Raw genomic sequence first — 26,767 nt, 5'->3', positions numbered from 1 at the left:
CGCCGTGCCGTCCCCGCCCCCGGGTTCAGATCCGGGTCTGCGGCCGCACCGCGTGCACGAGGTCCACGAGGTGTTCGTGGGCGGTGGCCGACTCCCGGTGCCGGGCGGCCAGTTGCCGGTACAGGGACTCCAGCCGCCGGCGCTGCTCGCGCTCCGGCGGGGCCAGGCGTCTGAGCCGGCGGGCGTCGAGCCGCCCGGCGCCGGTGCCCGGCCGGTCGCTCCGGTCGCTCTGGTGGTGCAGCGCGTCCAGCTTCCACTCGTGCAGCTCGGTCCGCAGCCGCAGCGCCTCGTCCTCGGACAGGCTCGGCCCGCCCGCACCCGGTGCGCGGCCCACCAGGCCGGGCAGCTCGGCCAGGGCCGCGTCGACCTCGGCGGGCGCGGGCAGCGGAGCGAAGCCCGCCGCCGGCGGACCGTCGTCGCCACCGGGCAGCCGGGCCGCGCGGATCCGCAGGGAGGCGATCCGGGCGACGGTGTGGTCCAGGGTGCCGGGCCCCACCCGGCCGAGGACGTCGAGAGCGGCCCGCCGGTCGCCCGCGCGCAGCGCCAGCCGGGCCAGCCCCAGCGCGGCACCGCCGTGCGCGGGGTTGCGCGCGAACACCGCCTCGTACAGCTCCCTGGCGGTCGGCCCGTTGCCGTGGTCGCCGAGCCGTTCGCCGCAGTAGGCGAGGGCCAGCTTCGGTGCGTACTCGCCGGGCAGTTCGAGGTGGACCCGCAGGAAATGGGTGCGGGCCTCGGTGATCTGGTGGGGCGCGTCGTGCAGACCGGCGTGCCGCAGCGCCAGCAGCGCGCGGTGCCACTCCAGCCGCCACCGGCGCACCGCGGACGGTCCCGGGACGGAGTCGGCGGTGTCCAGTTCCGCCTGGGCCAGCTCCAGGTCGGCACGGGTGTTGCGGCCCAGCAGGACACGCACGTTGTGCAGGCAGATCTCCACCGACGCAGGCTTCTCGTCCTCCTGGTCGAGGAGCAGCCCGGGGTCGTAACCGCTGCTCACCTCGAACCGCGCGGTCTGCGGATCGCCCGGATACCGGCGCGGCACCGGCAGGCACCCGGCGATCTCGGCGGGCGTCGGGGCGCCGAGGTCGAGGGCGGGCGCCACCGGCGGCTCGTACCGGTCGCGGCGCGGCCGCTCCAGCCAGTGCTCGACGCCCGGTACCGTGCCGAGCCGGGCGCCGAGCAGCTGCGGGGACGGACGGAAGTAGTCGGACGGCTCCGGCGGATCGCTCTTGCCGCGCAGCGCCCTGATCTCCCGCAGCGCGCCCCGCAGTTGGCCGGCCATCTCGCGGGCGTCGGCGAAACGCCGTCCGGGATCGGTCCGTACGGCGCGCTCGACGACCTGCCAGAAGGAGCGGGTGCCGAGGCCCGGTACCCCGTCGACGGCCCAGTGGGCGAGTTCCCGCAGGGTGACACCGACGGTGTGCAGGTCATGGGCGACGGTGGGCAGTCCCGAGAACGCGGTCTCGGGCGCCATGTAGTCGCCGGTGACGTGGGCGGGCGGCCGGTTCTGGCCCTCCTCGCGCATCCCGCCGAGGTCGATGACCTTCACGCCGTCCCCGTGGTGCACGACGTTCGAGGGCTTCATGTCCCCGTAGACGAAGACCCGTTCACCGCCGGCGTGCAGATGCACCAGGGCTTCGAGGATCTGGCAGCCGTACGCCGCCACGTGCTCGATGTCGAGCACCGACTCGCCCCGCCGGGTCTCCTCCACCACCTTCTCCAGCGTGCCGTCGCCGACGTCGTCCATGACGATGTAGCCGCCGGTGATCTCCCCGCTGCCGTCGCCGCGGGCGACGAAGTCGCGGATCTGCACGATGCGGGGGTGGCGCATGGCGACGAGGTTGCGGCGCTCGACGTCCGCGAGCCGGGCGCCGTCCTCCTCGTACCGGTTGAGCAGCCCCTTCACCGCCACCACGTCCCCGAGATGGGTGTCCTCGGCGAGGTAGACCCAGCCCTGCCCGCCGTGGTCGATGGGTCCCATGATCCGGTACTGGTCGCGCAGCAACTCGCCCTCGGACAGCTCCGGTTCGTACGAGTACCGCGCGCCGCACGCCGGGCAGTACCCGGTGATGGGCACCGGGCCCTCGGTGTAGGGCGGGGCGAAGGTGATCCCGCAGTCGGCGGCCGAGCAGCCCATGCGGATCCGCAGCGGTGTCTCCGCGCGGACCAGGCGTGCCCCGGCGGGGCGCGGGGCGCGGTCGGGGAGCGTCAGGAGGTCGCGGGGGCCGAGGTCGCGCGGGTCCTCGGGCAGGTCGGGCAGGCTCGGGCCCTGCTCCGCGCGGCCGCACCGGTCGCACCAGCCGGTGGGCAGCACGGAGCCCGGGCAGCGCGATCCGTCGAAGGCGCGGTGCGGGCAGCCGGCCGGACGCCGGCCGCCGTCCGGGCCGGTGCGCTCCTCGCGCATCAGCGGCCTCCCTGCCGGTCCAGGTCGGCGCGCAGGGTCCTGAGCAGGGCGCGCAGCATGGGCAGTCGGCGCTGCGGGTCGGCTGCGGCGGCGATCCGGCGGAGTTCGGCCCGGCGCAGGTCGGCCGTCTCCGTCACGGAGTCGAGGGACGCGCTGTCGACGACGTCCCGGCGGATCGCGTTGCCGAACTCGGCCTGCTCCAGCCGTCCGAGAAGGACGTCCGCGTGGTCGGACAGCGCGGGGAGAAGCAGGTCGTCACGGGCCGCGTTCCAGCCGGTGCCGCCCTCGTGACGGAAGACGAGCAGCAGCCGGAAGCCCAGCTCCCGTAAGCGCAGCAGCAGTTCGAGGAGCGGGCCGGGGCGGGGTTCCTCGTCGAGGCCGTCGACCACGAGGGTCACCGGCCGGGCGGGTGCCGGGGCCGGGCCGGCCGGGCGGCGCGCGGTACCGAGCAGCCAGTCCCAGTACGCGAGGTACTCGCCCACCGGGAAGGAGATCCGGCCCAGGGCGTGGTCGGCGAGGTGCGGCCGGCTGTCGCCGCCGCGATGGACGACGTCGGCGCGGTGCAGCAGATGGCGCAGCGAACGGTCCTTGCCGCTGCCCGGCGGCACCACGGTGATCTTCACCGGGTCCTCGTCCGGATCGCCGAACCACCGCTCAAGGCGCTCCCCGAAGGCGTGGTCCCAGGCATCCGGGCCGCTCAACTCCCCGACCAGCGGCGAGAGCTGGGCGATCAGGTCGACCGGGATCAGGTACGAGAAGGCCAGCCGGTTGTTCTCGGGCAGCACCTCGCCCAGGTCGCCGCGGCGGCTGACGACGAGACCGACCACCCGCACCGGCCGGCCCTCCAGGGGCCTGGTGCACACGGCCGCGCCGCTGAACCCGGCGCGCACCACCTCCGCCTTGGTGACGGCGTCGAGCTGCACCCGCTCGCCGCTGGCGCCGCCGATCCGGCCCCACAGGCTCATGCCGTCGTCGAAGCCCTCCGCGTACCCGGTCGCGTACACCTCGGTCCCGGCCCTGAGCACGGGGTCCAGTGGAGCGGGACGCGCTCGCGGGCGCGGGCTGTCGAGCCGTAACACGGCCACGTCCTCGCCGTGTTCGCCCTCCGGGAGCCAGCCGCCCGGCATGACCCTGGCGGCCACCGGTTCCAGCGCGCCGTTCTCGGCGAACTCCAGCCACATCACGGCGTCCGGGTGGCGCACCACGTGCGCGCAGGTCAACGCCGTGTGCTGATCGACGAGTACACCGGCCCCGCAGACGGGCCCGTGCGCGTCCCCGCGTCGCAGCCTGAGTCTCCAGTCGGCACGCAAGTCCCCCATGCTGTCTCACACTACGCGCGGGGCATCGCCCGTCCCTAGACTTGTGACCCGGTTGGATCGGTCAAGCGACGGAAGCCGGCGGTGAGTTGTGATGGGGGATCCAGAACCGATCGGCCTCGCGGAGGCCATCGGCACGGTCCGTGCGGAACTGGCCAGGGCGCAGGCGGAGGGCGCCCGGAGCGACTGGCGGTTCAGCGTGGAGCAGGTCAGCCTGGAGTTCTCGGTGCAGTTCCACCGGGCCGGCGAGGCCGGGGCGGGGCTGCGGCTCGGCGTGGTCGAGGCGCGCCTCGGCGGCTCGGTCAGCCACGACTCCACGCATCGCATCCAGGTCGACCTCAAGCCCCTGCCCCGCCCGGACGGCCACCACCACGAGGTGAGCCGCGAATCCCGGTTCCCGTGACCCTTCCCGGCGACCGCTCGCCCATGGTCCGCTCGGTCCCCGGACGCGGCCGGACCTGTCCGCGCCCGAGAACTCCGGGCGTGGACAGGTCCGGGGGAGGCCGGATCGTCAGTCGAGCTGCGTCACCTTCGGCAGATCACCGCCTGCCGAGGCGTCGGCGGCGGGCAGGGCCATGGGATAGAGACGGATGTCGCTGATCGCACCGTTGGTGTATTCACCGTAGGTTCCGGACGCGAGCTTCCGGCCGAGCTGCAGCGGGCCGGTGGCGTTCCACGGCGTGTACGTCCAGTCGTTGGTCGCCGCGAGCCTGCCGTCGACGTACAGACGGATCTGCTTGGCGGTGGCGTCGTACATGCCGACGAGATGGGTCCACCGGCCGACGGCCGGCTTGCCGCCGTAGGCCGCCCGCCAGACCGCGCCCGTCGCCGCGTCCGTACTGTGCCGCCCGAACGCCCAGGCGCCGGCGCCGGAGGAGTAGTACAGCTGGAAGCCGTTGTTGGTGGTGCCGTTCTGGGACAGGAACGTGCTGTTGGCGGTGAGTGAGGCGAGTCTGACCCAGGCGGAGACGGTGAAGCTCTTGGACGTGTCCACGGCCGGCCCGGTCGTACTGCCGTATCCGGTGCTGCCGTTCAGGGTGAGGGAGTTGCCCCGTGTCGTGTCGTTCGTCCAGGAGTAGCCGCCGGCCAGCGTGGCGTTGAGAGTGCCCGTGCTGTCGGCAGTGGCGGCTCCGGAGCCTTCCGCCAGGTTCCACCAGTGGGACGCGGTGTCCGTGACCGAGCCGAGCGACACCGGAGCCCCGAAGGCATAGGCCGGCGGAGAAGCCGGCACGCCACTCTGCCGGTAGTTGTATTCCAGGAGCTGGCCGGAGGTGTCGACCGCGTAGAGATCCGGAATGCCGTCCGGGCCGCCGGGGTTGGCGTCGCCGGTCTGGACCGGGCTGTTGACGTCGCCGGGTGAGGCGACCACCGGGTACGTCGCCGACGGCAGGGTGAGCCCGAGGTCGGTGCGGGTGGCGGGGTGGAGCAGGGCCGGCACGAGGGTCGCCGGGTCGATCGTGAGCGGGTAGCTGTACAGCTTTCCGGACGCCTTGTCACGGGCCCACAGGACCGGCTTGCCCTTGAGGGTGCCTGCGGAGATCAGGGTCTGGCCGGTCCAGTCGCCGTCACCCAGCAGGATCGGGTTCTTGAGGTGGTAGCCGCCGTCGGACTGGTAGATCCAGAGTTCCTTGTTCTCCACGGTGATGACGGCGGGATAGTCGTCGGTGTTCCCGAACACGTTCCCGGGAGCGATGAGCTGGCTGACGTTCCAGTCCGTGCTGTCGTAGTCGGTGGTGCGGCAGCGGGTGTCGTCCGCGACGACGTCGGAGGGCGCGCAGGCGTCCTTGACGACGCGGTCGAAGCGCTTGCCGATGAACCCCCCGAACGTGGACCAGGGCTTTCTCGGGAAATCACCGTCGTTGACGGGGTCCAGGTCGTTCTTGACGACGTACAGCTCGCCGGTCGTCCTGTTGTACGCCCACAGGTCGTCGCCGTTGGCACCGTGCATGTTGCCGCGGTGCGCGATCAGGTAGTTGTTCCAGCCCGTGCCGTCGGGCGAGTCCACCGGGGTGGACACGGTGACCGGGCCGGTGACGTCCGGCGGCGTGCCGTCGACCGGGCCCGACTGGGCGGGCGCGGTGGTCTGCGCGGGGTCACGGTCGCCCGGGATCAGGTCGAGGTCCCCGGTCTTGGTCGTGGCGAGCAGGTCGGGCACACCGTCGCCGGAGATGTCACCGGGCTTGACGGTGGTGGCCGGGTCCCAGGGGACCACGAACGTGTAGCCGGCGGGGCTGGTGGAGATGTTGCCCGCCTTGTCCACGCCGGCCACGTAGAGGGTGTGCACACCCCAGTCCTGGATCGGCACGGGGATCGTGGCGGTCGAACGGCCCTGGCTGTCGGTGCCCGTGACCGCGGCCGGCGTGCCGGTCGCGGCGGACGGCGGCGAGTCGAGCTGCCACAGGAACGACGCCATGCCGCTCGACCTGCAGGTGCCGGGGTCGCAGCTGTCGTCGGAGGCCGGGGCGTCGGCTCCGGCGACGGTGAAGGCGGTCGTCTTCTTGGGGCCCGCGTACACCACGTCCCCGGTCCTGTCGGAACCGACCTGCGGGAAGGAGGGGTTCCCGGTGACTTCGGGAGTCTGCGGTGCCGTGAAGTCGGTGTTGAACCAGCAGTGTTCGGACTTGGCCGAGGTCAGGTTCTGGTCGGCCGAGTCGTCCTCGGAGTAGACGTCCCAGCCGTACTGGTGGCCGTCCTTGAGCGTGGCGCCGACCTTCATGGCCGCGTCGGTGCCGGATGCCAGCCAGCCGCTGTCCGGGGTCGAGACGGAGGCGCCGTTGCCGTCGCCGTCCGGGTCGATCGTGCGGTCCCAGACGTAGTAGTGCGCCCTGACCTTCTCGCCGGAGATCTGCGAGGTGACGGTGGAGTGCAGGGTGATGTCACTGCCCGCGTCGGAGTAGGTGGTGGCTCCGATCCAGCCGACGCCGCTGGTGGTGCAGGCGTCCGCGGCACCGGTGGCGCCCGGGGTGGTGTGAAGGCTGGTGGGGACGCCCGGCGGGATGTCGAACTTGGTGGTCAGCGTCAGCGTCGTCGACATCCGGAGGTAGTCGGTGTTGCCGGAGCTCTCGGACTCGTTGCCGTACAGGCCGATGGTCCACGTGTTGGTGCCGTCGCCGAAGGTGCCGTCGGCGTCGTAGCCGTTGCCGTCCTGGTCGGCGATCTTCTGTGCCTGGTCCTTCAGATGGAACGTGGCGGTGCTGTTGCTGCACGAACTGCCGGAGTTGGCACCACTGGGCACGGTCTCGTTCACCGGCGGGAACGCGGTGTCGTGCACCCCGGGCCGGGACAGCCAGTCGGTGCTGGAGCTGATCGCGTTGGTGGTGTGCAGCGTCAGCGGCTGGTTCTCACTGCAGTTGAAGCTCGCCGCGTACGTGGTGGAGACCTTCACGTACGCGTCGTACACCACGAACGAGGAGTGCAGTCCGCCGGTGTTGATCGCCCAGTACGAGCGTTCCAGTCCGACGCCGCAGGCACCGCCCCACCGCTGGTAGCCGACGCCCTGGCCGTTGGTCTGCGCCTTGTCGTACTGCGGTGAGTTGTCGCAGGTCGAACTGGAGTACACCTCGGTGTAGTGGCCGGCCGTGGAGGAGACCGGGTTGGTGTACGGGTCGATGTACACCGGGTACGTCGTGCCGGAGTCGGTGAGCATCCCCGCGTCGGGGGTCAGCGTCACCGCCTTGCTGGTGGCGGTCATGGCGACCGGCTCGGTGTCGGCGCCCGGGCCCGGACCGTCGACGGAGGAGGCCGTGTCGGAGGCGGGGCCCTCGGGTGCCGCGGGCGTGGTGCCGGAGTCCCACATCAGCGGCTGCGGGCTGGTGTAGGCCAGATCGCCGTCGGCGGCGGTCGCGGTCATGGTGTCGCCGTCGGCGGTGGCCAGCGCGAGGCCGTGCGTGTCCGCGGCGAGGGTGAGCTTCTTCAGCTGAGGGTTGTCCGCCGCGTCCTGGTCGTGCACGACCAGGACGTCGCTGAAGCCGCCCTGGTCGGTCACGGACACCGACAGGTCGACGCCGGGCAGAACCGAAGCGTATACGGCGGTGTCCCCGCTGACCTGAGGCTTCGGCAGGGAGAACGGCAGGGTCAGCGCCATGCTGGGGCCGTCGGAGTGCGTGAGGGTGACAAGCGGCCCGTCACCGCCGCCGGAGAGGGCGACCCCGTTGGGTGTGGCCGTCGGCGTGTAACCGCCGTCGCCGTCGGGGACGAGGGTGGAGTCGACGGGGGTCCACGCGCCGTCCTTGAACACCCTGACCGGCAGCGCGCTGGTGGTGCTGGTGAAGGTGCCGTCCGGCAGCGCGTCGGTGGTGGAGACCTCCGTCGTCAGGGCGTCCACCGGAACCGCGCGGCCGGTCGACTGGGCCTCAGCCCGGGCCGCGAGCAACGGGTCGGAGGGGGCCGGCGGGGAGCCGTCGGCGGCGGCGGGCAGCACGGGGAGGACCGTCACCAGGCTCAACACGGCGGTGAACAGGCCCAGTCTGCTGGCCGGCACGGCGCGTCTGCGGCCGGTGCGTATCGGTGGTCTCGACACCTGGCGGGCTTCCTTCGGGTCACGGGCAGCGGGATGAGAAGCCCGGTTGCCACAGGGAGCAGTCAAGTGATCAATTTCGGCACAGAAACTGCACAGGATCTGTCATGTATCTGCATGATCTTTCCCTGGAAACGGCAAAGGACCTTGAGGCGTGATCATGGGCCTACCTAGCCTTCGGTCGATCACTCACCTGTGATCCGACTGTGTGACAACCCCTTCAGGGGCATGTCGTGGGGGGTTACGAGTGAGTGGCAGACGGCGTTGGTTCGCGGGCACCTGGCACCGGAGATTCTTCGGGGGGCTGGGGCTGTGGACCGTTCCGGTCGCCCTGCTGGCGCTGCTCGTCCCCGTCGCGATCGCCACGGGAGTCGGTACGCCGGGCTTCCTCGCCGGCCACTCCGACGACGGGTTCGGCGACCACGGCGGTTTCACGTTCGACGGCACGGTGTGGCGTCCCAAGAAGCTTCCCGCCACCGAAGCCGTAGGCTCGCACCTTCTGCAGTCCAAGACGCGCAAACCCCCCAAGGGGTACAAGGCGCTGGGCGCCTACCACGCGCAGACGGTGCGGTGGCCCCGGGCAGGCAGCGCGGTCGTCGACCTGGACACGCACGGCAGGACCGGGCCGGTCAGGGCGGGCGCCCTCCCCGTCTGGGTGGCGCCCGCCGGCACCGGCCGCGGTGTCGACTCCGTACGGGTGCAGGCCGCCTCCCACGCCCAGACGCTGCGCACCGGCGCCAACGGCATGCTCCTGGGCATCACCCCGTCCGGAACGCAGGCCGCTCGCGGCCGCGTCAAGGTGGTCATCGACTACTCGGAGATAGCCCGTGCGTACGGCGGTGGTTACGGCTCCCGGCTGCGGCTCGTCCAACTGCCGGGCTGTGCGCTGACCACTCCCGAGCGGGCCGAGTGCCAGAAGGCCACTCCGCTGAAGTTCACCAACCGGGCCGCCGCGCATCAGCTGACCGCTACCGTCACCACGGCCGCCGGGTCCGCCGACGACGAGGACACCGCTCACGCCCCGTCGTCCGACGACGAGAACGATCCGTCCGCGACGACCAGCACGGCCCCCTCCGGCCCCACCGGCACCGCGAAGCCGGCCGGTGGCACGCAGTCCCCGAAGCCCACCGGAAGCGCGGGATCCCCGCAGCCGACCGAGAGCGCCACCGGCGGACCGGACACGATGTCGGCCCGCACCGCCCCGCTGACCGCCGCCGCGGCCGCCGACACCACCGCACTCGCCGTCACCTCGGGCACCTCCGGCTCACAGGGCGACTACGGAGCCACCGAACTGTCGGCCGCGGGCTCCTGGCAGGCCTCGGCGACCGGCTCCTTCACCTACTCCTACCCGATCTCCGTGCCCGCCGCGATCGGCGGCAACGCGCCTTCGGTGGGCCTGGGTTACGACTCCCAGTCCGTCGACGGCGAGACCACGGCCCGCAACGCGCAGGCCTCCTGGGTCGGCGACGGCTGGAGCTACCAGGTCGGCTACGTCGAGCGGCGCTACCGCAGCTGCGGTTCGCTCCTAGACTCCGACGGCAAGAAGCTCGTCAAGGGGTCGTCGGACGAGTGCTGGGGCGGCGACAACGCCACGCTGTCCTTCGGCTCGCACTCCGGTGTGCTCGTGCCCGACGGCGTCGACTCCGGGGTGCCCGGCGAGATCAAGCAGTGGCGCATCCAGGGCGACGACGGCACGGTCGTGCAGGAGCTGTCCGGCGCCGCCAACGGGCTGCACGACGGCGTCTACTACCGGGTGCTGACCACCGACGGCACGGCCGCGTACTTCGGTGCCGATCACTCGCCCAAGGACCCCGGCACCGGCGCCACCATGCCCGCCGACCCCGCGGACCCCTCCACGCATTCGGCCTGGGGCGTCCCCGTCCTGCACCCGCGCTCCGCCGACCCCTGCCACGACGACGCCAAGGGCAAGGCGTCGCAGTGCGACAAGCCCGAAGGCTGGCGCTGGAACCTGGACTTCGTCGTCGCGCCGGACGGCTTCGTCCAGCGTTACGACTACACGGCCGAGTCCAACTACTACGACCTCGGCGGCGGCCAGGCGGCCGCGACCGACGACCCGGACGACACCGGAACCCTGACGTCGTACACCCGCGGCGGCGCGCTGACCCTGATCTCCTACGGCTACACCCTGGACGACGAGCAGGCCGGCCGCACCCCGGCCGCCGAGGTCGACTTCGGCCTCGACCAGCGGTGCCAGACCACCGACGGCTTCAGCGACTGCTCGGCGGACAACCTCAAGGACAGCACCGCCACCCACTGGCCGGACGTGCCGTGGGACCTGCACTGCGACTCCACCGACAAGACCAAACTGCCCGACGGGGCCACCAAGGTCCCGGAGGACGTGTGCGTCACCTCGGGCCCCAGCTTCTGGACCACCACCCGACTGGACTCCATCACCACCAAGGTCCATGTGAAGGCCACCGACCAGCTCACCGCGGTCGACACCTACAAGCTGGGCCAGGTCTACTCGGACGCCGGCGGCACCGTCGACCCCGTCACCGGCACCACGGTGGACCCGAAGGACGCCGGGATGCTGCAGGCCGTGATGTGGCTGCAGTCCGTCCGGCACACCGGCAAGGACACCTACGGCAACGGCAACAGCGACATCGCTCTGAACCAGGTGTCCTTCACCGGCACCGAGATCGACAACCGGGTCGACGACGACTCCCCGTCCGCGCCGCCGTTGTACCGGCCCCGCATCTCCAGCATCCAGACGGAGACCGGCGAGTCGATAGCCGTCGCGTACAACTCCGCCCCGTGTGCGGGCAAGACGCTCACGATCTCCCAGGCGGACAGCAACACCAATTCCTGCTACCCCGTCTACTGGACCGTGCCCGGCGCCTCCAAGCCGGTCGCGGACTGGTTCAACAAGGTCACGGTCAACAGCGTGGCCACGTCCGACCTGACCATCGCCGGGCAGTACAAGCCGGACTCCCAGAACAACCCGGCCGGTTCCGAGACCCAGATCTCCCGCTACAGCTACACCGGCCCCGCCTGGCACCGTGACGACGACGCACTGACCGACGACCAGTACCGCACCTGGGACCAGTTCCGCGGCTTCCGCACCGTCACCGTCCAGACCGGTCAGGCGCCCGAACCCGTCACCCAGCAGACCACGACCTACCTGCAGGGCATGGACGGTGACTACAAGGCCGACGGCACCCGCCGCTCCGTCACCGTCGACGCCAAGGTCGGCGGCAACACGGTCCTGAGCGTCACCGACGCCGACCAGCTCGCCGGCACCGACTTCCAGGACACCGGCTACACCCAGGCCGGCGGCACGGCCGACACGGTCAGCATCAACGGCCCGTTCACCTTCACCACCACGGCCTCCGCACCCCAGACCTCCTGGACGGCCTGGACCCAGGACGACAACCCCGGCGGGACCAAGCCGGACGCGGCCACGCTGCCCGACCTCACCGCGCACCGCATCAAGGCCAGCAGTTCCCTGCAGTACGAACTCCTCGCCGACAACACGTGGCGGCACACCAAGAACGACACCACGTACGACAGCGAAGGCCGGCTCTCCACCGTCAACGCGCACGGCGACGGCGTCGACCCCAAGCAGGAGAAGTGCGCGACCACGGCCTACGCCGATCCACCGACCTCGAACACGATGATGCTGTCCTACCCGGACCGGGTCACCTCGGTCGCGGGTGACTGCTCCACCGCGGCGAGCGCGAGCAGCCTGCTGACGGACAAGAAGATCTACTACCTCGGCGACGGCACCCCCGGCACCCTGGGCACCTTCGGGAAGGTCTCCGCCTCCGGCGAGTCGACCGCGACGCAGACGGCCACCGGCTACACCGGTACGACGGAGAACTGGCTCACCACGTCGGCCATGACCTACGACGGCGCCGGCCGGGTCACCGACGCCTACGACGCCACCGGGCAGAAGACGCACACCGACTTCAGCCCCGCCTGGAGCGGTTCGGGCGGCAACACCAACGCCACGGGCGAGACCTCCGTCAACAGTCAGGGATGGAAGGTCAGCTCCACCCTCGACGCCCTGCGCGGTGCGACGCTGGAGAGCGTCGACGCCAACGGCCGCAAGACCGACATGACCTACGACGCGCTCGGCCGGCGCACCGCGGTGTGGCTGCCCGGCCGGGACAAGGCGTCCGGCCAGAGCGCGGACCGCACCTTCGCGTACTCCATCGACCCCGGCGCCGTCCCCGCACCGGGCGGCACCATCACCCAGCCCGGCGCGCCGACCTCGGTCACCTCGAAGACGCTGCGGGACGACGGCACGTACGCGACCTCGGTCACGATCTACGACGGCATGCTGCAGCCCCGGCAGACCCAGGCAACCGCCATGGGCGACTCCAACTCGGGCCGGGTCGTCTCCGACACCTTCTACGACTCGCACGGCTGGCAGGTGGCGTCGTACGCGCCGTACTCGGAGCCGAACGACTTCCCCTCGACCACGCTCTACGCGGCGAACGAGAACCAGATCCCCTCGGAGACCACCACCGCCTACGACGGTGAGGGACGGCCCCTGAAGGAGACCCTCTGGCACCAGGCGGTCGAGCAGTGGCACGGCTCCACCAGCTACCCGGGCGCCGACGAGGTCGACACCACGGCACCGGCCGGGGGCCGCTCCACCGCCTCCTTCACCAACGCCGTCGGCCAGACCACCAGGACGGTGGTGAAGAACACCGGCTCCACCGTCACCCTCAACGGCGGCTCGGTGATTCCGTCGGGTACGTCGCTGACCTCCGACAGCGTGCGCCTGAGCATGCAGTCCGACGGCAACCTCGTACTGACCGCACTCGCGACCGGCGCGACCATCTGGTCGTCGGGCACCTCCGGCCACGCCGGCGCATGGGCCAAGTTCGGCACCGACGGCAACCTGGTGATCTACAGCACGGCCGCCGCACAGCTGTGGACGACGGGCCTGACCGCCACCACCGGCGCCACCTTCCAGGTACGCAACGACTCCACCGCGGCCGTCGTCGCCTCCAACGGGACCACCCAGCTGTGGAAACAGGGCACCGCGAACGCCGTCCCGGCCGCCGACGCCACCACGTCGTACACCTACACGCCCGCCGGCCAGGTCGACACGATCAAGGACAACGCGGGCAACTCCTGGTCGTACACCTACAACCTGCTCGGCCAGAAGCTCACCCAGACCGACCCCAACACCGGCAAGACCAAGTTCGACAAGTACGACGTCGCCGGGAACCTCCTGCAGACCACCGACGCGCGCGGCCAGGCCCTGTCCTTCACCTATGACTGGGACAACCGCCCCACCGCCGAGTACTCCGCCCCCTGGTCGGCCAGCCCCGACCAGTCCAAGCTGCTCGTCTCCCACGTGTACGACACGCTGGAGAAGGGCTACGAGACCTCCGAGACCCGCTACGTCGGTGGAGCCTCGGGAGCCGCCTACACCCAGGCCGTCACCGATTACAACACGGCCTACCAGCCGCTGGGCACCACGCTGACCATCCCGGCGTCCGACGGCTTCGCCGCCGCCGGCCAGACCAGCGCCCCCGCGTCGGGCACCGTCACCTACACCAGCACCAACCGCTACACCGACACCGCCGGGCTGCTGTCCACCACGCACTTCCAGGCGGACGGCAACCTGCCGGCCGAGGACATCGACTACGGCTACACGCAGCAGGGCAATCTCGACGGCATCGGCGGTTTCATCAACTCCGCCAACACCCCCGCCTACCTCGACACCACCGTCCACGACGCCTTCGGACGCGTGCTCCAGGCGGACTACGGCCGCACCGGCAAGGAACTGGCGACCTTCGCCCAGTACGACGCCACCACCGGCCGTGTCACCCAGGCCAGCAGCATGCTGCAGACCTCCACGACCGCCCTGGACGTCACCAACCTCCGCTACAACCAGGCCGGCGAACTCACCGCGGTCGACGACCTTCAGGACAACACCAAGCACGACACGCAGTGCTTCACCTACGACTCCTTCCAGCGGCTGACCGCCGCCTGGACGGACACCGCCGGCATCACCGACCCGAACGCGGCCACGCCGGGCGCGGTCGGCGGCTGCACCACCGCGCGGGTGCAGACCACCACCACGTCCCCGATCACCGCCACCACCGTCGGCGGCCCGGCCCCGTACTGGCAGACCTACACCTACGACCAGCTCGGCGACCGCACCGGCAGCGTCAATCACGACACCACCGGCAACGCCCTCAACGACATCACGCAGACCGTCGCCTACACCGGCACCAACGGCACGACGCCCGCGACCCTGCCCGACCAGGCGGGAACGACCACCCTCACGGACCCGGCCGGAACGGCGACCCTCGCCACCACGTACACCGACCCCGCCTACAGCAACGTCAACGCCGGCGACACCATCAGCCGGAAGGTGACCACGGTCGGACCGCTGACCAACTCCTTCACCATCACCGGCGGAGTCAAGCGGTGCGTCGACGACGCGGGCGGCTCCACGACCGCCGGCACGAAGGTGCAGATCAACACCTGCAACGGTGGCACCGACGAGAAGTGGACGATCGGCACCGACGGTACGGTCAAGGTCCTCGGCATGTGCCTGGACACCAACGGCAACGCCACCGCCGGCGGAACCCTCGTGGTGATCGACACCTGCAAGTCCGACGCCACCCAGAAGTGGAAGGTCACCACCACCGGCACCCTGGTCAGCAGCGCCAACACCGCGATGTGCCTGACCGACCCGGCCGCCTCCGCCACCACCGGCACCCAGCTGACCCTCACCGCCTGCGGCGGCACCGGCCAGACCTGGACCAACGCCGCCAACGGTGCGGTCCCGGCCGGCCAGAGCCAGACCTTCACCTACGACGCCGAGGGCCGCACGGCCGGCGTCGCCACCACCTCCGGCAGCCACACCAACACCAGCAAATACGTCTACGACGCCCAGGGCGGCCTGCTCGAACAGACCGCCGCGGTCGACGGCACCGACAAGACCCGCGTCCTCTACCTCTTCGGCGGCGCCGAGCAGATCACCCTCAACGTCTCCGCCAAGACCTGGACCGGCCTGCGCAACATCACCGGGCCCGACGGCACCACCGTCACCCGCTCCAGCACCGGCTCCGTCACCTACCAGGTCGCCAACGGCCAGGGCACCGCGATCACCGCCGTGGACGCCTCCACCCTCGCCGTCACCCGTCGGTTCTACGACCCCTACGGCAACCCCCGTGGCACCAAGCCGAGTTCATGGGTGGCGACGGACGAGAACCGCGGCTTCCTCGGCCAGCCCACCGATCCGACCACCGGCCTCGACCTCCTCGGCGCCCGCGACTACGATCCCGTCACCGGCCGCTTCCTGAGCGCCGACCCGGTCTTCGAGGCCGGCGACCCCAACCAGATGGGCGGCTACACCTACGCCGGGGACAACCCGGCCAGCGGCTCGGACCCGAGCGGTCTGATGCTGGCCATGGACGGCGGAGGCGGCGGAGGCGGCTGCGACTCCAAGTGCGCGGCGGCCAACGACAAGGCGTATGCCTCCACCACGACCTCCAGCGGCACGAAGAAGCACCACAGCAGCGGCGGCTGTTCGGGCTTCTGGGGATGTGCGGGGCACTACTTCAAGAAGGCGCTCCCGGTCGCCGAGAAGGTCGCGACCGTCGTCGCGGTCGTCGCCGTGGTCGTGGTGGTGGTCGTCGCCGTGGCCGCCTGCACCGAGACCGTGGTCGCCGCCCCCGCCTGCGTCATGGCTGCCGGAGAGGCGATCGGAGCGGTCGGCGGCCTGGCCGGCGGTGCCGACTGCATGGCCATGGGCTGCGGTGGCGGCGAGCCGATAGGCGGAGAGGAAGCCGACTCACCATCCGGTGCGGGCGGCGCCGGTGAGGCCCCGAAGGCCTCCGCCGACGCGGCCCCGCACGACGCGGGCAGCGGCTCGGGCGACGCCGCGGCCGCCTCGGGCGCCGGCAGGGAATCCACCAAGGACTCCGCGGGGGCCAACGCGGCTGCGCCGAAGAAGGCCGACCCTCAGCAGGAGGCAGCCGCCTCCAGCAAGGCGGCCGCCGCGCCGGACGAACCCGGCACGGGGAACTCCGGTACTACGGACAAGGGTTCAGGCGGTGAGAACCCGCGCTGCAGTTTCTCGCCCAGCACCCCTGTCCTCATGGCCGGCGGCAGGACCAAGGCGATCGGCAAGATCAAGACCGGTGACAAGGTCGAGTCGGCCGACCCGGACACGGGCAAGCACAAGGGTGCCCGCACCGTCCAGCACGTCTGGATCAACCACGACAAGGACCTCCTCGACGTCACCGTCCGCGACAAGGACGGCCACACGGCCACGCTGCACACGACGGCCAACCACCCGTTCTGGGACGACACCACCCACAGCTGGAAGCCGGCCGGCGCCCTCCACCACGGAGACGCCCTCAACACGGCGGACAACGACCACGCCTACGTGGTCACGACCCGCACCACACCGGGCACGGCGAACCGCTGGAACCTCACGGTCCGGGAACTGCACACGTATTATGTCGTGGCGGGCGGCACGCCGATCTTGGTGCACAATACTGGTTGCCCCACAAATTCGGCCCAGGCTGGGCCCGATCCGAGACCTGGCCCAGCTCAAGATGGACATACGCTAGAGGATTACGCCAACGCAAATCGCGGACGTAATCAGGCGACAACCCCTGACTTTGTCACGGAGTACACGTCACCTTCTGGGAGGTCCTATTGGGGGCGCACCCAGGGAGATACTGAAATTGAACCGGGTAGTGCGCTCGACGACGTCCTGGGTGCCAATGGGCGTGATACCTGCTCGGAGATCTGCGCTATGAATGAGGCGCAGAAGGCAGAAGGTGATTCGGCTATATTCGGCGGATCTTTTAGAACGCTGCGAGTAAGGCCCCTAGGGTCTCCGCTGGAGAGCGGTGTGCCATTCGACCCGTGCGAGGAATCGTGTCAGGTCGTGATCAGGAAAACATTTGGGACGTGGAGCAATTGAGCGGAATGTTCAGAGACGACGATCCTTCAGTCGTGAGGGCTTTGGTTGTGGCTGGATGGTTTCCGCATAGGCGAATTGACATTACTTCCTCGGTTAATTTTCTTGAGGGGGCCGGGTTCCAGTTGAATGGAACCGCCCTTCGGGTATGGGAAGAATTCGGGGAATTGGTGATCAAAAGCTCCGCAGATCGTGTTCCTGCGTCATCCTTGCGGGTCGATCCGGTGGACGCCTGCATCGATGCCCTTGACGAAGCTGTCGTGTTGTCTCAACGACTTGGCCAGAACTACTCGCCCCTCGGAATGTGGTCCGTGCAATTTAGGTCTTATATTGCGGCTGACGGTAAGGTTATTGCCGTGGGGACGCACACCATTTGGGAGTTGGGTTCGAGCTTCACTGAGGCGGTGACCTACGTGGTCACCGGCGGAGAAGATCGGGCGCATCGGGCTGATTGGTTGCCCTGATATCTACTGTGCACGGTCGGGGGGTCCGGAACCCGTGAAATCGTGGCGTCCAATTTTGCGATAAAAATGGGCTCTTTGGAGACCAATGACACGGCATGGGAGATGAGTGTCGTCGGTCGAAACGCCTACCTTAATAGTGTGGATAGTGAATTTGGTCGGTCGTGGTCGTCCATTCAGTTCTACTGGAGTGGTGCAGCAGTCGATGTTCAAGTACTCGACTGGGCTGCTCCAAAAGGTTTGGCGGGTCGGTAGTGTCAGCGTACGAGTCGGACAGGCTGTTTGAGATCTGGAGCTTCAGCCCCTCGCATCGCACCATGTTGCTGCGGAGCAACCCCAGTCCCCGTGATGAGGTCGGCACTCGAATCGAGATCTGTATCGGCAATGTCGAAGTAATGTTCCTGAGGCCGAGGATCAAGGGAATCAGGATTTGGCGACCTTCGCCTCAGGAGGCATCTGAGGCGGCCGAGAAGTTCAATCTCGGCGAGAAGTCGCAGTCCCTCTATCTGGTGTCGAGTGGTGGTTTCCGCGGCTTCATCGTGGGTGGCCGTCCGTCGTGGCGGGAAGCCGTTCGAGGCCTCGACGACGAGACCCTGTTTGATTTTGGACAGGAATGGCCACCGGGCCCGGAAGTGAGTTGGGGGCACGTCGAGTGAGGCGGGCAGGAATTTCGTAGAGAATCCATATGAGCGGCCGAGTGTCGATTAATTCCCCCCACCGCTGCTGCCGGCAGGTGCCGGAGTTTTGGCCGCGAAGCAGTGTGGGGGATTCTGAAGTGTCCAGGATCAGAGAGACGGAAACATGCCCTTCGTGATAATCGGACTCATAAGTCTGCTTGCTGGTGGCAGAACGCTCGCACTGCGTCGCCGGCGCCTCGAACCGGCTGCCGCTCCTGCCTCATCGGCCCTGCTGAGGCCCGGACTGCTCGCTGTACTCGCAGGACTTGCGATTACCTGCGGTCTCTTTCTTGTGATCGTCGGAGTCGGTGTGCTTTTCCTGAGTTGAGATGCGGTGACGACGGCCCGCATTTCGAGTGGGAACGCCGCCACGTCCCCGCCGGCGCCGCGTGCGCGCGGACTGGCAGGGACGTGGCGGCAACTCCTTCGCCGGGCCCTCAGATATCCCGGAAGATCTCGATCTGCGCCCCCACGGAGTTCAGCCGCTCCGCCAGATCCTCGTACCCCCGGTTGATGACGTACACGTTGCGCAGCACCGACGTGCCCTCGGCCGCCATCATCGCCAGCAGGACGACGACCGCGGGACGCAGGGCCGGCGGGCACATCATCTCGGCGGCGCGCCAGCGGGTCGGGCCCTCCACCAGGACCCGGTGCGGGTCAAGGAGCTGGAGGCGGCCGCCGAGGCGGTTCAGGTCGGTGAGGTAGATCGCGCGGTTGTCGTAGACCCAGTCGTGGATCAGGGTCTTGCCCTGGGCGACCGCCGCGATGGCGGCGAAGAACGGGACGTTGTCGATGTTCAGACCCGGGAACGGCATCGGGTGGATCTTGTCGATCGGCGCCTCCAGCTTGGAGGGCCGGACCGTGAGGTCGATCAGCCGGGTGCGGCCGTTGTCCGCGAAGTACTCGGGGCTGCGGTCGTGGTCGAGGCCCATCTCCTCCAGGACCGCCAGTTCGATCTCCAGGAACTCGATCGGGACGCGCCGGACCGTCAGCTCCGACTCCGTGACCACCGCGGCGGCCAGCAGGCTCATCGCCTCGACCGGGTCCTCGGAGGGGGAGTAGTCGACGTCGGCGTCGATGTTCGGGACGCCGTGCACGGTCAGGGTCGTGGTGCCGATGCCCTCGACCCGGACGCCGAGCGCCTCCAGGAAGAAGCAGAGGTCCTGGACCATGTAGTTGGAGGAGGCGTTGCGGATGACGGTGACGCCGTCGTGCCGGGCGGCGGCCAGCAGCGCGTTCTCGGTGACCGTGTCGCCGCGTTCGGTCAGCACGATCGGGCGGTCCGGGCGGATCGAGCGGTCGACCTGCGCGTGGTACTGCCCCTCGGTCGCCGCGATGTCCAGCCCGAACCGGCGCAGGGCGATCATGTGCGGCTCGATGGTCCGGGTGCCGAGGTCGCAGCCACCGGCGTACGGCAGCTTGAAGTGGTCCATGCGGTGCAGCAGCGGGCCGAAGAACATGATGATCGAGCGGGTGCGGACGGCGGCCTCGGCGTCGATCGCCGCCATGTCCAGGTCGGCCGGCGGCACCAGCTCCAGGTCGACGCCCTCGTTGATCCAGCGGGTCCGCACGCCGATGGAGTTGAGCACCTCCAGGAGGCGGTACACCTCCTCGATCCGGGCCACCCGGCGCAGCACCGTGCGCCCCTTGTTGAGCAGCGAGGCGCACAGCAGGGCCACGCACGCGTTCTTGCTGGTCTTCACGTCGATCGCGCCGGACAGGCGACGGCCGCCCACCACGCGCAGGTGCATCGGGCCCGCGTAGCCCAGTGAGACGATCTCGCTGTCCAGGGCTTCACCGATTCGAGCGATCATCTCAAGGCTGATGTTTTGGTTGCCGCGCTCGATGCGGTTGACGGCGCTCTGACTGGTGCCGAGCGCCTCCGCGAGCTGTGTCTGTGTCCAGCCGCGGTGCTGCCGGGCGTCACGGATGAGCTTGCCGATGCGTACGAGGTAGTCGTCTGCCATGAGGTCGAGGTTATCTCAGATATGAGATGGGACCCGCTGAGGGGGTCCGTTCGGGTGATGCCTCGTCAGTGCGGCTACGTGTTCGACCTGTCGGCCGCTGTCCGGAAGCTTCTCCGGTCGAGTCCACGGGCCGGAAAGTACGGTTATTGCAGGGTTTGTGCGCCTGTTCCCCAGCCTCCGCGTCACCCCTGGTGCGCGGTCGCCGGTTCCCACCCGTGATGTGTCATGTATGCGTGCTTCATCCGATTGGTCCCGCTCGGTGCGCCGAGACGCCGGCCGGGCCGGCCCTCTCGTGGCGCGCGGCGCCCGTCCGCCTCGCCTGTGCGCGATGTGCGACACGCCGGGATTCCGTCGTGCGGGTTCCCGGGTGCCTCCGTTCGGGCGCGGCCTTCGCCGCCGGGCGGGCCGCGGTGCGCGCGGGCCGCCCGGCGGCGGTCACCCCCGGCGCTGCTTGGAGGTGTGCCGCCACCCGAACGGTCCGGGCAGGTCCATCGACGTCGTCCGGCGTCCCGTGCTGCTGTGCGTGTGGCGGGGGCCGTGCTTGCCTCCCGTGGTGATGGACCAGGAGCGGCGGTTGATGTTGAGGCGCACTCCGGGCAGGATCCGGAAGCTCTTCCTGAAGGTGAGCGGCATGTCGGTGACTCCTTTCGCTTCCCCCGTCGGTTACCCCCGCTTCGCGAACTGATGGGCGGGGGAACCGAATTCACTCGCGGAGGTGTGTCCGGCGCGGGTGGTGCGCTCCTCGGGGAGGGTCCGGGACATGCCGCGGGCGCGACGGAGGGCGGGTCCGGGCATGACCATCCGGCGCCCGTGTACTAGAGTTATCTCGACATCGAGATATCTGCCTAGGCGCACCGTAGCCGCCACCTCTAGTAAGGCATGCCTAACTTAGCCTGACCTTACTGGATGGGCCAAGTCGGCGTGGCGGCACGATTGACGGTGGTACGCGCACATCAATGAAGGAGACTGTCGTGTCGGCGAACAGCTTCGACGCCCGCAGCACGCTGCAGGTGGGCGACGAGTCGTACGAGATCTTCCGGCTGGACAAGGTGGAAGGCTCGGCTCGCCTTCCGTACAGCCTGAAGGTGCTGCTGGAGAACCTGCTCCGCACGGAGGACGGCGCGAACATCACCGCCGACCACATCCGTGCCCTCGGCGGCTGGGACTCGCAGGCTCAGCCCAGCCAGGAGATCCAGTTCACGCCGGCCCGCGTGATCATGCAGGACTTCACCGGCGTCCCCTGCGTCGTGGACCTCGCCACCATGCGCGAGGCCGTGAAGGAGCTCGGCGGCGACCCGGCGAAGATCAACCCGCTGGCCCCGGCCGAGCTGGTCATCGACCACTCCGTCATCGCCGACAAGTTCGGCACCCACGACGCGTTCGCCCAGAACGTCGAGCTGGAGTACGGCCGCAACCGCGAGCGCTACCAGTTCCTGCGCTGGGGCCAGACCGCGTTCGACGAGTTCAAGGTCGTCCCGCCGGGCACCGGCATCGTCCACCAGGTGAACATCGAGCACCTGGCCCGCACGGTCATGGTCCGGGGCGGCCAGGCGTACCCCGACACCCTGGTCGGCACCGACTCGCACACCACCATGGTCAACGGCCTCGGCGTCCTCGGCTGGGGCGTCGGCGGCATCGAGGCCGAGGCCGCCATGCTCGGCCAGCCGGTCTCCATGCTCATCCCGCGCGTCGTCGGCTTCAAGCTGACCGGTGAGCTCAAGCCCGGCACCACCGCCACCGACCTCGTGCTCACCATCACCGAGATGCTCCGCAAGCACGGTGTGGTCGGCAAGTTCGTCGAGTTCTACGGCGAGGGCGTGGCCGCCACCTCGCTCGCCAACCGCGCCACCATCGGCAACATGTCGCCGGAGTTCGGCTCCACCGCGGCGATCTTCCCGATCGACGGCGAGACCCTGAACTACCTGCGCCTGACCGGCCGCAGCGACCAGCAGGTCGCGCTCGTCGAGGCGTACGCCAAGGAGCAGGGCCTCTGGCTGGACCCGAAGGCCGAGCCCGACTTCTCCGAGAAGCTGGAGCTGGACCTCGCCACGGTCGTCCCCTCCATCGCCGGCCCGAAGCGCCCGCAGGACCGCATCGTCCTCGCGAACGCCGCCGAGCAGTTCAAGAGCGACGTGCGCAACTACGTCGCCGACGACGACGAGGCGGGCAAGGAGTCCTTCCCGGCCTCCGACTCCCCGGCCGCCACCAACGGCGTCCCGACCAACCCGGTCACCGTCACCGCCCCCGACGGCACGACCTACGAGATCGACCACGGCGCGGTCACCGTCGCGGCCATCACCTCCTGCACCAACACCTCCAACCCGTACGTCATGGTCGCCGCCGCGCTGGTGGCCAAGAAGGCGGTCGAGAAGGGCCTGACCCGCAAGCCCTGGGTCAAGACCACCCTCGCCCCGGGTTCCAAGGTCGTCACCGACTACTTCGAGAAGGCGGGCCTGACCCCCTACCTCGACAAGGTCGGCTTCAACCTGGTCGGCTACGGCTGCACCACCTGCATCGGCAACTCCGGCCCGCTGCCGGAGGAGGTCTCCAAGGCCGTCAACGACCACGACCTCGCGGTCACCTCGGTCCTCTCCGGCAACCGGAACTTCGAGGGCCGGATCAACCCCGACGTCAAGATGAACTACCTGGCCTCCCCGCCGCTGGTCGTCGCCTACGCGATCGCCGGCTCGATGAAGGTCGACATCACCAAGGACGCCCTGGGCACCGACACCGACGGCAAGCCGGTGTACCTCCAGGACATCTGGCCCACCGAGGCCGAGGTCAACGAGGTCGTGGCGAGCGCCATCGGCGAGGACATGTTCAACAAGTCCTACGCCGACGTGTTCGCCGGCGACGCCCAGTGGCAGTCGCTCCCGGTCCCGACCGGCAACACCTTCGAGTGGGACGCCGAGTCCACCTACGTCCGCAAGCCCCCCTACTTCGAGGGCATGCAGATGGAGCCGTCCCCGGTCTCCGACATCGCCGGTGCCCGCGTGCTGGCCAAGCTGGGCGACTCGGTCACCACCGACCACATCTCCCCGGCCGGTGCCATCAAGGCCGACACCCCGGCCGGCACCTACCTCACCGAGCACGGTGTGGAGCGTCGTGACTTCAACTCCTACGGCTCGCGCCGGGGCAACCACGAGGTCATGATCCGCGGCACGTTCGCCAACATCCGCCTGCGCAACCAGATCGCGCCGGGCACCGAGGGCGGCTACACCCGCGACTTCACCCAGGCCGACGCGCCGGTGGCGTTCATCTACGACGCCTCCCGCAACTACATCGAGCAGGGCATCCCGCTGGTCGTCCTGGCCGGCAAGGAGTACGGCTCCGGCTCGTCCCGCGACTGGGCCGCCAAGGGCACCGCGCTGCTCGGCGTCAAGGCCGTCATCGCCGAGTCCTACGAGCGCATCCACCGCTCGAACCTGATCGGCATGGGCGTGCTCCCGCTGCAGTTCCCGGAGGGCGCCACCGCCGAGTCCCTCGGCCTGACCGGCGAGGAGACCTTCTCCTTCACCGGCGTCGAGGAGCTCAACAACGGCACCACCCCGCGCACGGTCAAGGTCACCACCGACACGGGCGTCGAGTTCGACGCGGTCGTCCGGATCGACACCCCCGGTGAGGCCGACTACTACCGCAACGGCGGCATCATGCAGTACGTGCTGCGCAGCCTGATCCGCAAGTAGTCTCCAGGCGCCTGTGAGGGCCGCGTTCCCGGTCACCGGGGGCGCGGCCCTTCGCCGTTCCTGTGCGCGGGCCGCGGCGGGACATCGCCAGGGCTCAGCCGGAGCACAGCGTTCCCTCAGCGGACCGGCACAGACTCGGTACATGTCCGCCACCGCGGGGTCCCGATCCGGCCCCTTCCGCGCCCCGGCCGCCGACGCCGGGCCGGCCCCGGCCGCGCTGCCGGCCACCGCCGCCGCCCGCCCGACGGCACCCCGGACGACCCCAGCCGCCGTACCGGACCGTCCGGTCCCCGGCGCGCGCAGGCCGCCGCGCAGGACTTCGGGGCCGCACGGCGCGCGCGGCACGGGGCGTGCCGTGGGGGACGGGAGATGACCGGTCCGCGGCGGGGCCGGCCGCTGCGCACGCGGCTGCCCGTCCTCGTCACCGCCGTCCTGGTCTGCGTCTGCGGCGTGCTGGCCGTGACCACCGTGTTCGCCCAGCGCGCCGCTCTGATGGGCGGTCTGGACGACCGGGTCGGCGACGCCGTCGAGCGCGACGCCGCGGGCGCGGCCCGTCACCCGGAGCTGCCCCGCGACCTGGGCTTCCTCACCGAGGGCGGCCGGCCCGCCGGCGAACTCGCCGCCCGCGTCGACGCCCGGGGCCGGATCCTCAGCGCCGCCGTGGTCACCGAGAACACCTCCCCGCGCCCGCTCACCGCCGACCAGGCCGACGCGCTCGGGGACGTCACGCCGAACGGACCGCCCGGCACCCGCACGGTGCCCGGTCTGGGCACCTACCGGGTCGCCGCCCTCGACGCCAGTGGCGTCCGCGTCGTGACCGGCCTCCCGATGGACGACGTACGGGACACGCTCGGCGACCTGGCACGCACCGAGGCGGTGCTCGCCGCCGTCGCCCTCACGGCCGCCTGCTGCGCCTCCACGGCGGTGATACGACGGCAGCTGCGCCCGCTCGGCCGCGTCGCCGCCACCGCCGCGGACGTCTCCCGCGCCCCCCTCGGCCCCGGCCCTGCCACCGCCCTGCCCCGGGTGCCGGAACGGGACACCGGCCCCGGCAGCGAGGCCGGACAGGTCGGTGCCGCCCTCAACCGGCTGATCGACCGGGTGGAGGCGGCGCTCGCGGACCGCCGGCGCGGGGAGGAGCAGGTGCGCCGCAGCGAGGAGCGCATGCGCCGGTTCCTGGCCGACGCCAGCCACGAACTGCGCACCCCGCTCGCCTCGATCGCCGGCTACGCGGAGCTGATGAGCCGCGGAACCGGCCGCGTCGCACCGGATCCGGCCTGGCGCCGGGTCGACGCCGAGTCGGCCCGGATGCGCGGCCTGGTCGAGGACCTGCTGCTGCTCGCCCGGCTCGGCGAGCGAGCGCCGCTGCAGGCCGTCGAGGTCGACATGGCCGCGGTGGTGGCGGAGGCGGTGTGGGACGCGCGGGCGGCGGGCGCCGGGCACGTCTGGCGGCTCGAACTCGACCCGGACGCGCCGGTGCTGGTCCTGGGCGACCTGGCCCGGCTGCGCCAGGCGGTGGCCAACCTGCTCGCCAACGCGCGGGCGCACACGCCCGCGGGGACGACGGTGACCGCCACGGTCGGTGCCACCGCCGCCGCCTGCGTGGTCCGCGTCCGCGACGACGGCCCGGGCATCCCGCCGGAGTTCCTGCCCGCCGTCTTCGAACCCTTCACCCGGGCCGACCCCTCCCGCACCCGCACCGGATCCCCGGGCGGCGGCGCGGGTCTCGGCCTCGCCGTCGTCGCGGCGATCGCCACCGCCCACGGCGGCCGTGCCGAGGCGCACAGCGTCCCGGGCCGCACGGAGTTCACCCTCGAACTCCCCGCCGCCCGCCGCGCGCCGACCGACCAGGCCCGGTGGGAGGTCCCGGCGTCCGGACCCGCGGAGAGGCCCGCGGAGAGGTCCGCAGAGAGGCCCGCAGACAGGCCCGCCGGGCGCGCGGTCCTGCCGCGCGCCCGGGAGCGATCGTGACCGTGCGGGCGCCGGCGCCGCGGCCGGCCCCGGCGCCCGCACGGGCCGTCAGTTGTAGGGGTTGATCGAGGTGGCCGACGTGCTGCAGTTGTCGAGGGTGGTGTCCCGGCAGACCGTCAGCCAGAGGCTGTGGATGCCGCCGGTCAGGCTGCCCGGCATGCTCCCCCAGGTGGTCGTGGTGCCGCAGCCGGCGCTGTTGAAGTGGTTCGGGAACTGGAAGCCCGGCACGGAGACGTGGAAGAACACCGGGTGCGCGTCACAGGAGGTGTCGCTGAGCTTCACGTTGCGCAGGGTGAACGATTCCGAACCCGTCCAGTCGACGGTGAGCGACGCGGAGGCGCCGGTGGTGCTGGCGCTGAGCACGTCGTTGTCCGCGGCACTGGCCGTGCCCGGCGTGAGCCCGAGGGCCGCGGCCGCCAGGCCGGCGACGACGGCCGCGATGGCGCGCTTCTTCATGGGTCCTCCCGTAAGTTCAAGCGGGTGTGCGGTCGGGTGCCCGGCGGGAGGTGTCGGCTCCGGCCCGGCGGCAGCAGGCTGTCCGCGCGGCCGTGCATATGCCAAGGAGTTCCGGGAGCCCTGGGACGGCGGGACGGCCGCGGGGCGCTGAACTGGGCCGTCCTGGAGCGGCTGGGACGCGACCGGGACGGCGGCCCGCAGGCGGGGAGGCAGCGGACACACCGCGAACCACCCTGCCCCGCCAGGCCGTCGGGACCGCCGGCATCCGCTCTGGGCGGACCCGGTGGCGGTGCGCACCGGGTCCGCGAGCCGGGCAGGGAGGGGGGTGGGGTACCTGCCCGGGGGAAGTGGCTCGAACCGCCACTCGTGTGCTGTGCTGTTCGGCTTGTGTCG

12 protein-coding genes are annotated in these 26,767 nt (G+C 70.5%); 6 read left to right on the top strand and 6 right to left on the bottom strand.

What is annotated here, in order from left to right; genetic code table 11:
* Nucleotides 1-25 precede the first annotated feature (25 nt).
* Together ACIQOE_RS12685 and ACIQOE_RS12680 are read right to left on the bottom strand one after the other, a co-directional pair.
* A complete protein-coding gene (locus ACIQOE_RS12685) occupies nt 26-2,398 on the bottom strand; it encodes a tetratricopeptide repeat protein (protein WP_365562873.1) in 2,373 nt (790 codons plus the stop codon).
* Entirely contained in the window at nt 2,398-3,717 is a 1,320-nt protein-coding gene (locus tag ACIQOE_RS12680) for a serine protease (protein ID WP_401411322.1), read from the bottom strand. Before ACIQOE_RS12680 ends, ACIQOE_RS12685 begins: the two co-directional genes overlap by 1 nt.
* Before the next feature lie 91 nt (nt 3,718-3,808).
* Here ACIQOE_RS12680 and ACIQOE_RS12675 point away from each other — a divergent pair, with 91 nt between their 5' ends.
* Nucleotides 3,809-4,117: a trypco2 family protein gene (locus tag ACIQOE_RS12675; protein ID WP_401411320.1), complete on the top strand. Its 309-nt coding sequence runs from the start codon at nt 3,809-3,811 to the stop codon at nt 4,115-4,117.
* Nucleotides 4,118-4,225: 108 nt separating this feature from the next.
* Here the strand turns inward: ACIQOE_RS12675 and ACIQOE_RS12670 are convergent, their stop codons facing one another.
* Nucleotides 4,226-8,233 (bottom strand): LamG domain-containing protein, encoded by a 4,008-nt coding sequence (locus tag ACIQOE_RS12670; RefSeq protein ID WP_401411318.1) that lies wholly within the window; start codon nt 8,231-8,233, stop codon nt 4,226-4,228.
* A gap of 244 nt (nt 8,234-8,477) precedes the next feature.
* Between ACIQOE_RS12670 and ACIQOE_RS12665 the strand changes: the two genes are divergently transcribed.
* From ACIQOE_RS12665 to ACIQOE_RS12655, 3 genes are all read left to right on the top strand, one after another.
* Nucleotides 8,478-17,159 (top strand): ricin-type beta-trefoil lectin domain protein, encoded by an 8,682-nt coding sequence (locus ACIQOE_RS12665; protein ID WP_401411316.1) that lies wholly within the window; start codon nt 8,478-8,480, stop codon nt 17,157-17,159.
* Nucleotides 17,147-17,620, top strand: coding sequence for an SUKH-3 domain-containing protein (locus ACIQOE_RS12660; protein WP_401411314.1), 474 nt, complete (start codon nt 17,147-17,149; stop codon nt 17,618-17,620). The genes ACIQOE_RS12665 and ACIQOE_RS12660 overlap by 13 nt, the downstream gene beginning before the upstream one ends.
* Before the next feature lie 314 nt (nt 17,621-17,934).
* A complete protein-coding gene (locus ACIQOE_RS12655) occupies nt 17,935-18,273 on the top strand; it encodes a hypothetical protein (protein WP_401411312.1) in 339 nt (112 codons plus the stop codon).
* Between the two features lie 458 nt (nt 18,274-18,731).
* Here ACIQOE_RS12655 and ACIQOE_RS12650 read toward each other — a convergent pair whose 3' ends face one another.
* Nucleotides 18,732-20,261, bottom strand: coding sequence for a UDP-N-acetylglucosamine 1-carboxyvinyltransferase (locus ACIQOE_RS12650; RefSeq protein ID WP_351325898.1), 1,530 nt, complete (start codon nt 20,259-20,261; stop codon nt 18,732-18,734).
* Nucleotides 20,262-20,696: 435 nt separating this feature from the next.
* A complete protein-coding gene (locus ACIQOE_RS12645) occupies nt 20,697-20,894 on the bottom strand; it encodes a DUF4236 domain-containing protein (RefSeq protein WP_351325899.1) in 198 nt (65 codons plus the stop codon).
* 338 nt (nt 20,895-21,232) lie between these two features.
* Between ACIQOE_RS12645 and acnA the strand changes: the two genes are divergently transcribed.
* Together acnA and ACIQOE_RS12635 are read left to right on the top strand one after the other, a co-directional pair.
* Nucleotides 21,233-23,947 (top strand): aconitate hydratase AcnA, encoded by a 2,715-nt coding sequence (gene acnA, locus ACIQOE_RS12640; protein ID WP_362649735.1) that lies wholly within the window; start codon nt 21,233-21,235, stop codon nt 23,945-23,947.
* Nucleotides 23,948-24,316: 369 nt separating this feature from the next.
* Complete coding sequence (locus ACIQOE_RS12635; protein WP_401411308.1) at nt 24,317-25,918, top strand: sensor histidine kinase; 1,602 nt, start codon at nt 24,317-24,319, stop codon at nt 25,916-25,918.
* Nucleotides 25,919-25,966: 48 nt separating this feature from the next.
* Here ACIQOE_RS12635 and ACIQOE_RS12630 read toward each other — a convergent pair whose 3' ends face one another.
* Nucleotides 25,967-26,374: a hypothetical protein gene (locus ACIQOE_RS12630; protein WP_351325905.1), complete on the bottom strand. Its 408-nt coding sequence runs from the start codon at nt 26,372-26,374 to the stop codon at nt 25,967-25,969.
* Nucleotides 26,375-26,767: the final 393 nt, after the last annotated feature.

The sequence above is a fragment of the Streptomyces sp. NPDC091282 genome, assembly GCF_044757385.1.
Classification (GTDB): Bacteria; Actinomycetota; Actinomycetes; order Streptomycetales; family Streptomycetaceae; genus Streptomyces; species Streptomyces gramineus.
This window is presented reverse-complemented; position numbering and strand designations above follow the sequence as displayed.